This is a genomic window from Pseudomonas sp. CG7 (assembly GCF_023701885.1).
Classification (GTDB): domain Bacteria; phylum Pseudomonadota; class Gammaproteobacteria; order Pseudomonadales; family Pseudomonadaceae; genus Aquipseudomonas; species Aquipseudomonas zanjanensis.
Map to the genome: position 1 here is coordinate 68,148 of NZ_JABAEE010000003.1, position 14,706 is coordinate 82,853.

Consider the following 14,706-nt stretch of genomic DNA (forward strand, 5'->3'; position numbering starts at 1 on the left):
AAATCGATTTCAGTGGGTGGCGATGATGGAACTTCGGCAGCTCAGGCATTTCATCGTGGTGGCCGAGGAGTTGCACTTCGGTAGAGCGGCTACCCGCCTCGGGATGGCGCAGCCGCCGCTTAGCCAATCCATTCAGCGGCTGGAGGAATCGCTTGATGCGCGCTTGCTGGACCGTACCAGCCGGCAAGTCAGTCTGACACCGGCGGGTAAAGTATTGCTGCGCGAGGCCTATACCATCATTGCGCAGATCGATTTCGCCGAGCAGGCAGTGCTCCGCCAGGCCCGCGGAGAGCTGAGCCGACTGCGTATCGCTTTTGCTCCCATGAGTGTGATGCGCATCCTGCCGGCGGCGGTCAAGTTGTTCAATGAACGCTGGCCCAGTATTGAAGTCCAGTTTGATGAGCAGCTCAGCACCCAGCAAGTTGAAGGATTGCGCAATGGCAGCCTGGATATCGGTATTCTGAACCGCAACATGGTCAACACCGATGGTCTCGATGTTCGGGTCATCGAGTATTCCAGGGTCATTGCGGCGGTTCCGGCGAAATGGAACCTTGGCAAAGAAAACGGAACCCTGCGGCTTGCTGATCTCGCCGGGTATTCGTTTGTCCTGTCACCACAGCATCTAACGCCGCACTTTCATGCCGCACTTGAGTCTGCTTGCCGTAAGGCCGGTTTTTCGCCCAAGCGCATTCAGCAGGTAGCACAGCCTTACAGCATGTTTAATCTGGTTGCGAATGAGCTGGGGGTCGGCTTCGTTCAGGACACGGCGCGGCACTTGCCCATCGAGGGGGTGCGATTCGTCACGATACGTGATTTACCTGATTCGCTACATGGCGAAGCGGCGATCGCTTGGGTACCGCGAGCATTGACCCCTGCGTTACAAGCCATGATTGGTTTGCTCGAACGTATCGCAGTTCGTGAACGTGCCGCCCAGGGCGAGGGGCCAGTGGATCACTCAGAGTGAATGACTGATTGTATCGCCGACGATTCAGCGTCAAGACCAGGACACCGTTGTCGCGGTGTTGGATCAGCACGTCACCTGTCACTCTTGATTTCCACCTGCGCACGACAGACTGTTCAGGCGATGCAGGGCCCGTGCAGCGTCGTCGAGCAACTCGTCGAAAATGAGTTCGACCGGTTTGATCGCATCCGCGAAGACCACAGCCGGTCCGTAGTCCAGCATGCCAGTGCTGCTGTCGCCACTGGCGTAGGCCTGGGTGGCCAGAGCGCCATTCACATGCGGCCGGTACTGTTCGAAATCGACAATTCTGGCCTCGTCCAATTCCAGGACTGCGCGTGCACTGGCGTTATGCAACACGCGGTGGTGGTCGCGTATGGCTTTCTTGACCACCACGCTTTCGCTGCCATCACCGCGCACCACTAATTCTTTGTAGTTCTCATGAATGTTCAGCTCTTCAGCAACCAGCATGCGTGAGCCCATGATCACGGCATCCGCTCCCATGGCTAGAGTCGCCGCCAGTTGCTTGCCTGTGCCAATACCGCCGCCGATGATTACTGGCAGGTCGAGTACCGCGGGGCCGTGTGCGGCTTGAACCATACTGCTGATGCCGAAGATGCCAGGATGGCCGCCGCAATCATTTCCTACGATGATCACGGCATCGACGCCAAACCTGGCAGCCGTGTGGGCGTATTTCACTGCCGGCACCTTGTGCAATACTTTGATCCCCGCTTCCTGCAACCGCGGGACGATCAGCTCTGGGCTGGCACCAGCGGTTTCCACGCAGTGCACTTGCTCTTCGACAAGAATTGCCAGTTGCTGATTCAGTCGTTCAATACCACCTGCCTGGCGTGAAATGTACAAGTTGACGCCAAACGGCATGCCACCTGTCAGGGCCTTGCAGATCCGTAATTGGTCGCGGAATTCCTCCGGATCGGGAAACCCCGCAGCAACGATGAAACCCATCCCGCCAGCTTTGACGACCGCTGCGACATAGCGGGCATCAGAAACCCTCGGCCCCATTCCCCCGCAAAGAATCGGATGCCGGATACCCAGCATTTCCGTGATACGTGTTTTGAACAAAGCGTTGCGCATGAAGTAGTACCCAAGTTGAACAGAAATAGGGCCTGATTATGATTCTTGCAGGCGAGCGGCCACTTCAGGTAGCACGTCACGGCTGTTGTAAAAATTTCCACGACCGGACGCAACCAAGGCCCCTGAGCCGTCGCTGATCCGTGCGTGCGCACAGCTCAAGCGATTACCACGGTGGATGAGCTCGCCAATGATGCGCAGCTCGCCCAGATTCGCTCCTCTATGGAAGTCAGTGTGCAAGTCCACGGTCGACGTTCCACAGCCGGTGGCGGCCATCACCGTATAGCCGCACGCGACGTCCACCAGGCTGCTGATAACTCCTCCATGCACACGTTGCAAAGCTGCAGTCCCGACGAATTCCGCGCGTCCGGGAACTCGCAACTCAATGGTGTCTGAACCGACTTTTGTTACCTGTAAGCCTAGCCAGACATTGAACGGGTTTCGGTCGATGACTGCCTGCAACTCGTCGACGGTCAGACCAAATTCGTAATGCGACATCGCTTTGCTCCGGGAATTATTTTATTCTGCCTGGAATGCTTATATATGAACGATGTTCATAAAAACAACCATTGGCGATGGCTTTTTCGACAGGGCAGATAACCTTAGGGGTTGGGGCTGCCTTCTGCATCGAGTTTGCTGAGGTCGAATGGATCGGATAGACAGGTAATTCAGCCTTGTCGGCGCTACGAAACGGGATTTGAATTATGCGGACGATTGTTGTTTTGGGAGGCGCTGCGGATATCGGCAAAGCAACTGCTGATGCATTTCGAGCGCGTGCATGTCATGTCATTACGGTGGATAAATCAAAAGCTGATGTCGTCGCTGATCTATCCACGCAGGCGGGCCGCGACATTGCCATTGGAAAAATCAAGCGCAAGGCCGAGGGGCGCATTGATGCGATCATTGTCGGTGGGGGAAGCTCGACAGGGGATCCTGAAGCGATGGTCGGACTCATTTTTTTTGCTGCAACGTACATTGTTGAAGGGTTGCGCAGTTTGCTTCAGGCCAGTTCTACACCACGGGTTGTATTTGTTTCTTGCGAAGCGATCATCCACCCACATGACTTGGGAATTGTGGACGCCTGTCTGGCCAGGGATGAAGATCAAGCGAAAGCCGCCGCTGCCAGCGCACCTGATTTTACCTATGCGTCTTCCAAGCTCGCGCTTTCTTACTGGGTCAAGCAGCAAGCGGTCAGGTTGAAATGGGCAGGCATCGGTATTCTTATGAATGCCGTAGCCCCAAGGGAGGGGCGCATGCAAATGTCCTTTGCTGGTTCTGAGGATACGGCTGCTGCGCATAGGGTAACGCTGAGACGTATTGGACGTTCCGACCAGCCGAACGAGGCTGCCGCCCTCATCGTTTTCCTGGCAAGTCCTGAAAACACCTGCATTGTGGGTCAGACTATTTTCTGTGACGGCGGCGCAGAAGCCGCGCTGCGCCCTCATCATGTTTGATTGACAGTTTTGCTCCGTGCAGCTCTGCCCGGAGGGGCTCGCCCGGCGTTTTCTGTTGAAGTGCTGATCAAGCTTTAGGCAAAGGCTTCACATCGACGTCGAGCGGTTTGTTTATGTACTTGAATGTCCCGCTGGCGGTGGCAATCAACTGGCCATTTTTGTCATGCAGTTCACCATCACAGAAGGCGAGCGAACGAGTGCCGTGACATAACCGGCCACTGGCTCGCAGTCCGCCGTCGATGGCGCCCCCGGGGCGCATGAAATTGCACTTCATTTCTACCGTCACGCTGGGGCGGTTTTGCGCGTCCTGGTTGCGCGCGGCGCTGGCCATGGCCATGTCCAGCAAGGTCATGATGAGCCCGCCATGGGCTTGCATTTGACCGTTCATGTGTTCCCGTTCGAGCTTGACAATCATGATGCCGCCGCCACTTTCGCGCGGTTCGACCAGCACTTTCAGATGGTCGAGAAAAGGTACTTCCATGCGGTATTCGGAATAAGGGATTGCCCTTGCCGAAGAGACTGGAACAGTAGCGTTGGTCATACTCAGCTCCTCCCGCTCAACGATCGGTAAATACCGCCGCACGCTTTTCCGTGAACGCAGCCCTCCCTTCCTTTTGATCGCTGGTGCCGAAGGTGACATAAGCCATGCGGCGCTCGGACAGCACGCCCTCGCTGAGGGAGCTTTCAAACGCTCGGATTACGCACTCTTTGGCGATCATCGAGACTGGCAAAGAAAAGCTGGCGATCTTCTTTGCGGTTTTCAGGGCTTCTTCCAGTAATTCATTTACGGTGACAACCCGACTGACCAACCCGCATCGTTCAGCCTCTTCGGCGAACATGGGACGTCCGCTGAGAATCATCTCCATGGCTTTGGATTTGGCAATGGCTCGGGTCAAACGCTGAGTACCTCCCGCCCCGGGGATCGTTGCCAGGGTAATTTCCGGCAACGCGAAGCGCGCATTGTCGGCGGCGATGATGATGTCGCACATCATCGCCAATTCGCAGCCGCCCCCCAGCGCGAGGCCTGCTACTGCAGCCACTACCGGTTTGCGGCATCGCGTTGCACGCTCCCAGTTGGTGGTCACGAACTGGCGCTTGAACACGTCCATCATGTCCCACTCGCGCATCATCTTGATGTCGGCGCCAGCAGCAAAGGCTTTGTCGCTGCCCGCGATGACGATGGCGCCGATGTCGTCGTCGATTTCAAACGCATCGAGTGCCTGAGTCAGTTCATTCATCAACTGATCGTTTAACGCGTTATAGGCATCAGGTCGATTCAGACGGATCAGACCGACCTTGCCATGCACTTCAACTATCAAGGTTTCCAGAGACATTGTTTTGTAAGTCATGTTGCGCTCCAGCCAGAAAAGAGGCCATTCGTTAACGAAATAGTCGAAAGACCAGATCAGCTAAATGATGATTCACATGTTCGGGTAAGTCGGGCCGCCGGCACCTTCCGGCACCACCCAGGTAACGTTCTGTGCAGGATCTTTGATGTCGCAGGTCTTGCAGTGAACGCAGTTCTGGGCGTTGATCTGGAAGCGCTTCTAGCCGTCTTCCTGGGTCACCACTTCGTACACGCCGGCCGGGCAATAACGCTGGGCAGGCTCATCGTAGAGCGGCAGGTTCTTGGCGATCGGGATGCTTGGGTCGGTCAACTTCAGGTGGCACGGCTGCTCTTCTTCATGGTTGGTACCGGAGATGAACACCGAGCTGAGTTTGTCGAAGCTGATCTTGCCGTCTGGTTTCGGGTAGTCGATCTTCTTACAGTCGGCCGCAAGCTTGAGGCAAGCGTAATCCGGCTTGGTGTCGTGCAAGGTGAACGGCAGTTTGCCGCCGAAGATGTTCTGGTCGAGCCAGTTGAAACCGCCGCCGACGATGGCGCCGAACTTGTGGATCGCCGGGCCGAAGTTGCGGCTGGCGAACAGTTCGTCGTAGAGCCAGCTCTTCTTGAACGCGTCGACGTAAGTGGTCAGCTCTTCGGTGCCGTCTTTTTCAGCAAACAGCGCCTCGGCCACGGATTCAGCGGCGAGCATGCCGGACTTCATCGCGGTGTGGCTGCCTTTGATCTTGGCGAAGTTCAGGGTGCCGAGGTCGCAACCGATCAGCGCGCCGCCCTTGAAGACCATTTTCGGCAGCGAGTTCAGGCCGCCTTTGCAAATGGCGCGAGCGCCGTAGCTGATGCGCTTGCCGCCTTCCAGGTACTGCTTGAGCACTGGGTGATGCTTGAGGCGCTGGAACTCGTCGAATGGCGACAGGTAGGTGTTGCTGTAGGAAAGATCGACGATCAGGCCGACGACCACCTGGTTGTTTTCCAGGTGATAGAGGAATGAGCCACCGGTGTTCTCGGTGCCCATGATGTCCAGCGGCCAGCCAGCGGTGTGGACCACCAGACCTGGTTGATGCTTGGCCGGGTCGATTTCCCAGATTTCTTTCAGGCCGATGCCGTAGTGCTGGGCGTCGGCATCGCTGTCGAGGTTGAAACGCTTGATCAGTTGCTTGCCGATGTGGCCACGGCAACCTTCGGCGAACAGCGTGTATCTGCCACGCAGTTCCATGCCTGGGGTGTACAGGCCTTCTTTCGGATTGCCTTCGCGGTCAACGCCCAGATCGCCAGTGATAATCCCGCGAACCACGCCGTTCTCGTCGAACAGCGCTTCCTGAGCGGCGAAGCCTGGGTAGATTTCCACGCCCAGGTTCTCGGCCTGCTGGGCCAGCCAGCGGCACAGGTTGCCCAGGGAGATGATGTAGTTGCCTTCGTTGTGCATGGTCTTGGGCACAAAGAGGTCGGGAATCTTCTGCGCGCTGTCGGCGTTCTTGAGAACGAAGATGTCATCGCGGGTGACTGGTGTATTCAGCGGGGCGCCAAGTTCTTTCCAGTCAGGGAACAATTCGTTCAGGGCGCGTGGTTCGAACACGGCGCCGGACAGGATGTGAGCACCGACTTCGGAGCCTTTTTCGACCACGCAGACGCTGATTTCCTTACCGGCTTCGGCGGCCTTCTGCTTCAATCGGCAGGCGGCGGAAAGACCAGCGGGGCCGGCACCGACGATGACCACGTCGAATTCCATGTATTCACGATCAGACAAGATTCTCTCCTCCTGGGGGGTGTTTGACGGCGGCTGCAATGGCCTCCGTTCCGGATTCTGGTGTGTCGGCCTGAGCCCCTGGAAAACGCGCGACGATGTATAGCGACATCACCGCGGTAGATCCGGGTTTCAGGTATTGACGCAAGTTTTGCTCAAGTTCCAGATCCGCCAAGGTTGCGCGTGATCGTTGACGTTGATGCTCACCCCACGACGCAATGATGAAGCGTTCGCTGAAGTGATCTGGATTGGCTACGTCGCGATACAAGAGCCAATAACTGGCGCCATCACGGCGCCGGATCTTGCCCAATGCGTAAAGGCTTCGAGTGAAGGCGAGCCGATGTTCGCCGGATACTTGATAGTCCACTTGAACTGCAACCGGGCCATCGTCCGGCTGGAGGTCGCCAACAACGGTTGGTTCTGCCCAATGTTGTGACGGAGTGACCTCAGCGTCATGCCCCATGCGCATTGGAAATTTGTAGGTCAACAGCACCCCAAGAACGATCAATACAGCCGCAAGAGATACGGTTTGTGCAACGTTGAGATGGCTGGCAATGCTGCCCCAGACGACACCTCCCAGTGCCATTGCTCCCTGAAAAATGAGCATGAATACCGCCAGCGCGCGCGCACGAACCCAGGCGGGCAAGCTGGTCTGGAAGGCCGCACTGACAGTCGAATTGAAGCTGATCCAACTGGCACCCGCGACAATCAATGCCGGGCAGACCACCGCCAGCCAAGGTACCCAGGCGGCAATCAGCATTGCCGTTGCAAAGGCCAGGTTCGACACCACGACCAATCGCTGCAGATTACTCAAACGGTGACGCCAGCGCTGCAGCAGCAAACCACCACCCACTGCGCCAGCCCCTAGACTACCCAGTAGCAGACCATAGCCGCTCGCTCCTGCGGCAGACATGTTTTTGGCTATCAATGGAAGCAGTGCCCACAGCCCGGCCGCGCAACTGATGAAGGCAACGGTGCGAATCATGTGGCCATGAAGAGACTTGGCATAGCGCACGTAACGCAGGCCTCCGCGCATGGCAACAAACAGCTTTTCCGAGGTCTGCGGCGGCAGGACTTCAGGCCGATACATGAAGATGAAGATGCCTAAAACCATCAGGAACAGAAAAATGTTGATCACAAAGACGGCTGTGGCTCCTGATGCAGCTATTACAAGGCCTGCAATCGCCGGGCCCACCGCGCGCGCAGCGTTGTAGGCAACGCCGTTGAGGTTGATGGCGGCAAGCAACGCTTCCCTCGGGACCGCATCAGATGTTGAGGCTTGCCAGGCCGGGATGCTTGCCGCGCTCCCACTACCGAGCAGGAACGTCAGTAGCAGTAAGCTCCAGGGCGTCATCGCATCGAAGTGAAGCAGCAGACAAAGCAGTCCCGTCGCCAGCAGCATCCATGCGTGGGTGAGCAACAGCAGTTTTCGTTTTTCGACCAGATCCGCCATGACGCCGGCCGGCAGGCCGAACAGGAAAGCGGGCAAGGTGATGGCCGTCTGTATCAATGCGACCATCAGCGGCGAGTCACTAATCGACGTCATCAACCACGCTGCTGCCACGTTCTGCATCCATACCCCGATGTTCGCCGTCAGTGTGGCGATCCACACCGCCCGAAACAGGGGGTAATGTAGCGGTGGCAGGGGAGATTGCGCCCTTGCCTCGGCCTGTACGTCTTCGCGCTGCGCCATGCGTCCGTCCGATTTCTGCCCGGTGTCAGAGAACCGCCCTGAATGGTCCGGACTATTGCCAATATTGTGATCAGTGTTTAGCATTCTGAATACGGCGCTGAAGACTGTCAATGCGCTTGAAAACGTACAGGTATTTCCCGATACGCGATTGCAGCGATAGGCGTCGTGGCTGTTTCCGGTCCGGTGCCGATCGATTAACGTCAGAAAAGAGGAATTGTGCATGACCGATACACGCGATCCAGATGGCCAGGTCACGGCTCGGCAGCAAGGTCATATTCTGCTGATTGGTATCGACCGCCCGGAAAAACGCAACGGTTTCACGCCCAAGATGTTCGAAGAGTTGGCCAAGGCATTTACTCGTCTGGAGGAGTCGCCAGACCTGTTTTGCGGATTGTTGTACGCCGAAGGCGACCACTTTACTGCGGGCCTGGATATGCCCAGGATCGTGCCTCTGCGCAAGGAGGGTAAGCCACTGTTTCCTGCCAGTGAAGCGGACCCTTTCAACCTGCGCGAACCGCTGCGAAAGAAGCCTGTGGTCATTGCGCTCAAGGGCATATGCTTCACTGTTGCCGTCGAACTTATGTTGGCCAGCGACATTGCCGTTGCCGCAGACAACTGCCGTTTTTCTCAACTGGAGGTCAAACGCGGAATCATGGCCGGTTGCGGCGCGACGATTCGTATGGTGGAGCGTACTGGCTGGGGCAATGCAATGAAGATCTTGCTCACCGGCGACGAGTTCAGCGCTCAAGACGCTTACCGGATGAACTTCGTGCAGGACGTCGTGGCGCCTGGCGAAGAGTTTGCCAAAGCCCTTGAATATGCCGAAAAAATTGCCGCACAGGCACCGCTGGCCGTTCAGGCGACTCGCGAAAATGCGCGGATTTCTCTCGGTCAGGGGTGGCTGACTGCGTACTCCAAAATTCAGTCGACACAGAAGTTTCTGTACAACACCGAGGATGCCAAAGAAGGCGTTCAGTCATTCGTGGAAAAGCGGACCGCGCGTTTTATCGGCCGCTAAAAAGGAAAACAACAAAATGGCTAAAGGCCCGCTTTCTCGCATTCGTGTGCTTGATATGAGTCGCATTCTGGCCGGTCCCTGGGCGGCGCAGATGCTCGCCGATCTGGGCGCCGAGGTGATCAAGATCGAACGCCCTGGCAAGGGGGATGATTCACGCCAGTTCGGCCCACCGTTCCTCAAGGATGGCGAAGGTCGCAATACGCGTGAGTCCTCGTTTTACATCAGCACCAATCGCAACAAGAAATCCCTCAGTTGCGACATTTCCAAGCCTGAGGGGCAGGCGTTGATTCGCGCGCTGGTCGCCAGATGCGATGTGTTGCTGGAAAACTACAAAGTGGGCGATCTCAAGCGTTACGGACTCGATTACGAGAGTCTCAAAGCCGTCAATCCGCAGCTGATTTACTGCTCGCTGACCGGATTTGGCCAGACCGGGCCGTATTCCCCGAGGCCCGGTTATGACTCGATTTTCCAGGCTATGGGTGGATTGATGAGCATCACCGGCCTGCCGGATGACGTTGTTGGCGGCGGGCCAATGAAAACCGGGCCGAGTCTGGCTGACATTCTTGCCGGGCAATATGCCGCCTATGCGATCCAGGCTGCGTTATATGCTCGCGACATGCAAGGTGAGCCGGGCCAGCACATTGATGTGTCGCTGCTCGATTCGCTGATCGCGTCGACGTCGCATTATGCCAGTCAGTATCTGATTTCGGGGGACGTGCCTGTGCGCCGCGGCACGGAAGGCAATGGCGGTATGCCGTCGCGGATGTTTCGTTGCGCCGACGGTGACATCATGATTGTTGCGGGCAATAACGAACAATATGCGCGATTCTGCGAAGCGCTCGGTCATCCGCAATTGACCCGCGATGAGCGTTTCGCCGAGATCGCATTGCGCGTGGTCAATCGGCGCGCACTGGGTGAGGTTTTCGAGCCACTGATTGCTCAGTGGAAATTGCAGGATCTTCTGACTGCACTGGACAAGGCCGGTGTTCCTGCGGGACCGATCAACACGCTCGATCAGGTGTTTGCCGATCCGCATGTACAATCGCGCAACATGTGCGTGGAGGCTGATCATTCGTTGTCGGCCAACGGCAAGGTCAAACTGGTGGCCAATCCAGTGAAATTTTCCGGCACGCCAATCACTGAGTACACAGCACCGCCGATCCAGGGCGAGCACACTGACGAAATTCTCAGGGAGCTGCTGGGTATGCAAGATGCCGCGGTTGAAGATCTTCGACTTAAAGGTATCGTTTGATCGCGGACTGTCTCGACGGTGACTTTTTGCCGTCGGGGCGGGACGTTCCTACACCCTCAGTCAAGAAAGCGCAGCAAATCATCCGGTCGCTCACTGAAGTCCCGAACAGTATTCATCATGGGGTGTGCGCGCTTGATCACGTTTGGCTGGAACGCATGGCAGGCTCCCAGCAGTTCGTCACCTGGTTGGTTGCGAGTGGCGCGCATGGCATCAACGTCGAACCGTCGTGCATGAGCGACCATGATCGCAATCTGCAGGATGTAGGCCGCTTCAAGCTGATCGCCCCGATAGTGCTCGGCTGCCCAGCGTGAGAACCCGCTGCGCAACGGTTTGTCGGCGTGTTCAGCAGGCTTCAGCAATCTGTCCATGTCAGTTTCCCAGGTCAGTAGTTCCGTGCCGTCTAATTGAACGCACGCGCGGCTGCGACCGTTAACCAGATCCGGTACCTGGATGTCATACAGGCGACAGGTACTTTCGCGAAAGGCCTGAGCCATGGCCAGCCAGAGTAAATCATGCAGGTGAGTACAGTGCAGCCGAGGCGAGGACCCGCCGCGAAATGCCAGTCGATTTCCGGTCAGTGGCTGGCCGACCAGCCCGGCCAGCAACGCCGGAGCCTCGAGGCAGGCAACCGTAGGAATTCGCAGGCTTTGCGCATGGATTCCGGTGATTCGGTTTCCGTCATGCTCCAGCCTCAAGCGGAATGCATGATAGTCGTCCTCCAGTTCGGCAGTGACGGACTGAGCTTCGCGACGCAGCAGTATTCGGCGCCGGAAAGCGCCTTGTCCGTAAGCAGAATTAAGCGGCGCATCAAATTCATGGTTGATCAATCAATCACCTCCGCCAGCGCGCTGGCATTTGCTTGATAGGCGTTCATTTCCAGGGGTAGCCGAATGCGTAACGAGTCAAACGCGAAACTGCCCGGCTGTTGCTTGCAGTGACCGGGCCAGCGCGTTGAGCTGACTGGAGATGTCTGAGGTCTGGCTGGCAGCGGTGCTGTTTTCCTCGCTCATTTGCGCGACCATTTCGACGCGCTGTGCAATGTCGCGGGTGGCGATATCCTGTTGCTCGATGGCGGTCGCGATCAGGTTGATTGCCTTGGACACCTGATTGGCGCTGGCCCGGATAGTGTCCATGCGCACTGCGGCCTGAGTCGACAGGCCTTTGCCGGCGTTCACACGGCCGGTCACGCTGTGCATGCCGGTCATTGCTTCGCGGGCTGAGTTTTGCATGGTCACCACCATCAGGGTGATTTCCTCGGATGACCTGGAAGTCCGCGCGGCCAGTTGCCGGACCTCATCGGCGACGACCGCGAACCCCCGTCCCTGTTCACCGGCACGTGCCGCTTCGATTGCGGCATTCAGCGCCAGCAAATTGGTCTGTTCGGCGACATCCTTGATCACCTGCATGATCATGGAGATTTTGTCCGATTGCTGGCCCAGGTCGTCTATGGTCAACCCGGTATCATCGACGGTCGATGCGATCAGGTCCATTTCAGTGTTGCTGCGAGTAATGATCTCGCTGCCCTGGCTCGCGGTCTCGCCCGCTTCGTGGGCACGCAGAAGTGCGTCGCGAGTGCTGACAGCAACATGGCTGATACTCACACTCATCTGCTCGACGGCGGCGGCAATCAGTGCAGCGGCTTCGCTCTGGTTATTGGACGAAACCGAAACTTTGTGCGAGGCATGGTAGGCACCCTCAGCAGCACTGGATAACTGCTCGGCGTTATTCAGCACCTCACGCAAGGATAATTGCAGCTTGCCCAACAGCTGGTTGAAGGCTTGCGCGGCCTGGCTGGTTTCGTCGCGCCCGACCACCGGTACACGCAGGGTGAAATCGTTCGTGCGGGAGACATCGACGATGGTTCGCCGCAGGCTGTCCAATGCCCCGGCGATGCTGCGAGCGAACAGGAACGTCATCAGCACCAGTCCGGTCAGCGCGATGATGAAAATGAACAGCATTTGCTCGGACGCTTGTTGCCGAGCGGCTACACCTTCGGACATGGCCTCTTTGGCATATCTTTTGTTAAATTCGATCAGTTGGTCCAAGGCGACGGCCAGGTTGTTGATCGAGCCTTGGGAGACCTGATCCAGTCCGGTGACTTCACTCATGTTCTGGCGTAATTGGTTCCATTCCTGATCCTGGCGAAGTTGTGCCAGCAGGCGGTGGATCGAATTGTTGGTGTCTATAAAGTTTGCCCATTCGCTTTGGACAACTTTCCAGGCGTCCATTTCCTCAGGTTTTTTCGGCAGTTGTGCATAGGCATCATAGGCCTGTTGTGCCTTGGCTTCCGAGGCCTGCTTATCCTGCGCCACGGAGGTATAGAAATCGTGGGCTTCTTCGATGATGGGGCCCTTGTCCTCAACAGATTCAAACTGATCGAGGTTCCAACCGATCAATTCACGAGTCGAATTGATGGTGCCGAGCTGGCCAAGACGCAAAGTCAAAAGATTGCTGACGGCTGGTGCGCGCTCGTTTGTGATCAAGGTCAACTGCACACCTAACTGCCTGACGCCGTTCCAGCCACTGAGACCGACCATCAGCAGCATCAAGGTGGCGAAAAAGGCAATGAAAGCCAGTTTCGATTTGATCGAAAAGTTGCTCATGAGCTCATGAACTCAAGCCTCAGAGCATAGGTGCGCCCGAGACCGCCTCCAGAGCCTGTAATGATGGCGACACGACCGCTGAAATCGACCTTGCTCATCAATTTTTCCTCAGAATATTGTTAGAATTGTCCTCCGATTATTGAACGACGTTCGCATAAGTGTCTAGCGAGTCGAAAATTAAATCAGCAGATTTTGATCCGTAGGCAGCTTGCTCCCAAGTACCTGAAAATCGGCAGGGCCATTGGAGGAATGGCTTCTGCTCCGACAGGCAGCATGTTTCGCTGGGTTAACGCGGAGGCAGAGGACGATGTACGTGGGCAAAAAATCCGCGTTCTAAAATGCGAACGGCGTTCTGATATTGTGTATTCTTATTGTATCTATCTGACTGTTCGCCGGGGAATCGAAAAATGAAAGTTGTCTTGTGCACTCGTTTTGGTTCCCCTGATCAACTGATCGTGAAAGAAACGCAAGCGCCTGAACCAGGGCATGGAGAGGTCGTCATTGCGGTGCACGCCAGCGGCATTGGCCTGCCTGATGCATTGATGGTGCAGGGCAAGAGCCATGTGGTGCCGACGCTTCCGTTCTCCCCTGGCTGCGAAGTCGCGGGTGTCATTGTGCGAATCGGGGCCGGGGTGTCTGGAAGGTCTGTGGGAGAACGCGTTTTCGCTTACGTAGGCGTGGGTGGTTATGCCGAAGAGGTCTGTATCGAGGCGTCTCGGGCACTGCCTATTCCATCTGGAATGAGTTTTGAAATAGCCGCTTCTTTTGCGTTGGCCCATGCTACGGCTTACCACGCATTGAAAGATCGTGCCGGTCTGCTGGCCGGAGAGACGGTGGTTGTGCTGGGTGCCGCAGGCGGTTTGGGTTTGGCCGGCGTAGGGATCGCCAAGGCAATGGGGGCACGAGTCATTGCGTGCGCGTCAAGCGATGAGCGCCTGGAACTTTGCCGTCAGCAGGGCGCCGACGAGCTGATCAATTACCAAAGTGTTCAACTCAGACTGAAGCTTCTCAGCTTGACTGACGGGGCGGGCGTTGACGTGGTATTCGACCCCGTGGGTGGGGCTTACAGCGAGTCGGTAATGCGCAGTCTGGTCTGTGGCGGTCGTTATCTGGTGGTCGGTCTTGCAACAGATAACATTCCCAATGTCCCTCTGAATCTGCTGCTCAGCAAAGGCGCGTCGATTCTCGGTGTTTCTTACGACATCTTCAGCGCGCGATCAGCCGCTCACAGTACGGCCAACCTTGATGAATTGCTCGGTTGGCAAGCTCAAGGGGCGCTGATTCCCAAGGTTCCGATTTCTTACGCCCTTGAAGATGCGGACGTCGCGCTTGATGCACTGTTGCGGCGTGAAATTGTGGGCAAGGCCGTGTTGGTGATGAATCGCTGAACCTTTCCATTCGCTGCCGGAAATGCCTCCGGTCACCTGGAGTTCGTATTGACAAGGAAGGTGACCTGTACAATTATCGGAACGGCGTTCATTAAGAATGATATGAATTGCTTGCCTCTACAAGCTCGAAAAGTAGAGGGCATAAAACCGCAAACAGGGAGT

Annotated in this window: 12 protein-coding genes and 2 pseudogenes; 5 read left to right on the plus strand and 9 right to left on the minus strand. The window is 56.7% G+C overall.

Annotated elements, in window-relative coordinates:
* The first annotated feature begins 25 nt into the window (after nt 1-25).
* Nucleotides 26-964: a LysR substrate-binding domain-containing protein gene (locus HGO40_RS02240; RefSeq protein ID WP_250961692.1), complete on the plus strand. Its 939-nt coding sequence runs from the start codon at nt 26-28 to the stop codon at nt 962-964.
* A gap of 78 nt (nt 965-1,042) precedes the next feature.
* Here HGO40_RS02240 and HGO40_RS02245 read toward each other — a convergent pair whose 3' ends face one another.
* Both HGO40_RS02245 and HGO40_RS02250 read right to left on the minus strand, forming a co-directional pair.
* On the minus strand, nt 1,043-2,053 hold the full coding sequence (locus HGO40_RS02245; RefSeq protein ID WP_250961693.1) for an NAD(P)H-dependent flavin oxidoreductase: 1,011 nt from the start codon (nt 2,051-2,053) through the stop codon (nt 1,043-1,045).
* A gap of 36 nt (nt 2,054-2,089) precedes the next feature.
* Entirely contained in the window at nt 2,090-2,548 is a 459-nt protein-coding gene (locus HGO40_RS02250) for a PaaI family thioesterase (RefSeq protein WP_250961694.1), read from the minus strand.
* A gap of 206 nt (nt 2,549-2,754) precedes the next feature.
* On the opposite strand from HGO40_RS02250, the gene HGO40_RS02255 reads away from it, so the two are divergent.
* The gene (locus tag HGO40_RS02255; RefSeq protein ID WP_250961695.1) at nt 2,755-3,504 is read left to right on the plus strand and encodes an SDR family oxidoreductase; all 750 of its coding nucleotides are present in this window, start codon (nt 2,755-2,757) and stop codon (nt 3,502-3,504) included.
* A gap of 67 nt (nt 3,505-3,571) precedes the next feature.
* On the opposite strand, the gene HGO40_RS02260 is transcribed toward HGO40_RS02255, so the two are convergent.
* The 4 genes and pseudogenes from HGO40_RS02260 to HGO40_RS02275 all read right to left on the minus strand — a co-directional run bounded on the left by HGO40_RS02260 (nt 3,572) and on the right by HGO40_RS02275 (nt 8,505).
* Nucleotides 3,572-4,045, minus strand: a complete 474-nt coding sequence (locus HGO40_RS02260) for a PaaI family thioesterase (RefSeq protein WP_250961696.1) — start codon at nt 4,043-4,045, stop codon at nt 3,572-3,574.
* Between the two features lie 16 nt (nt 4,046-4,061).
* Nucleotides 4,062-4,838 (minus strand): enoyl-CoA hydratase, encoded by a 777-nt coding sequence (locus HGO40_RS02265; RefSeq protein WP_250961814.1) that lies wholly within the window; start codon nt 4,836-4,838, stop codon nt 4,062-4,064.
* Between the two features lie 87 nt (nt 4,839-4,925).
* Nucleotides 4,926-6,575 (minus strand): annotated as a pseudogene (locus HGO40_RS02270) (electron transfer flavoprotein-ubiquinone oxidoreductase).
* Between the two features lie 10 nt (nt 6,576-6,585).
* On the minus strand, nt 6,586-8,505 hold the full coding sequence (locus tag HGO40_RS02275; protein ID WP_250961697.1) for an MFS transporter: 1,920 nt from the start codon (nt 8,503-8,505) through the stop codon (nt 6,586-6,588).
* Between HGO40_RS02275 and HGO40_RS02280 the strand changes: the two genes are divergently transcribed.
* Nucleotides 8,504-9,301, plus strand: coding sequence for a crotonase/enoyl-CoA hydratase family protein (locus HGO40_RS02280; protein ID WP_250961698.1), 798 nt, complete (start codon nt 8,504-8,506; stop codon nt 9,299-9,301). The two genes, HGO40_RS02275 and HGO40_RS02280, sit on opposite strands and share 2 nt — an antisense overlap.
* 16 nt (nt 9,302-9,317) lie before the next feature.
* Nucleotides 9,318-10,553: a CaiB/BaiF CoA transferase family protein gene (locus tag HGO40_RS02285; protein WP_250961699.1), complete on the plus strand. Its 1,236-nt coding sequence runs from the start codon at nt 9,318-9,320 to the stop codon at nt 10,551-10,553.
* Nucleotides 10,554-10,609: 56 nt separating this feature from the next.
* Here HGO40_RS02285 and HGO40_RS02290 read toward each other — a convergent pair whose 3' ends face one another.
* The 3 genes and pseudogenes from HGO40_RS02290 to HGO40_RS30730 form a co-directional block, all read right to left on the minus strand.
* Entirely contained in the window at nt 10,610-11,380 is a 771-nt protein-coding gene (locus HGO40_RS02290) for a DUF2889 domain-containing protein (protein WP_250961700.1), read from the minus strand.
* Nucleotides 11,381-11,455: 75 nt separating this feature from the next.
* Complete coding sequence (locus HGO40_RS30725) at nt 11,456-12,160, minus strand: methyl-accepting chemotaxis protein (RefSeq protein WP_502943181.1); 705 nt, start codon at nt 12,158-12,160, stop codon at nt 11,456-11,458.
* 153 nt (nt 12,161-12,313) lie between these two features.
* Nucleotides 12,314-13,156: pseudogene (locus HGO40_RS30730) on the minus strand (HAMP domain-containing protein); the annotation flags it as partial.
* Nucleotides 13,157-13,563: 407 nt separating this feature from the next.
* Between HGO40_RS30730 and HGO40_RS02300 the strand changes: the two are divergent.
* On the plus strand, nt 13,564-14,544 hold the full coding sequence (locus tag HGO40_RS02300) for an NADPH:quinone oxidoreductase family protein (protein ID WP_250961702.1): 981 nt from the start codon (nt 13,564-13,566) through the stop codon (nt 14,542-14,544).
* Nucleotides 14,545-14,706 lie beyond the last annotated feature (162 nt).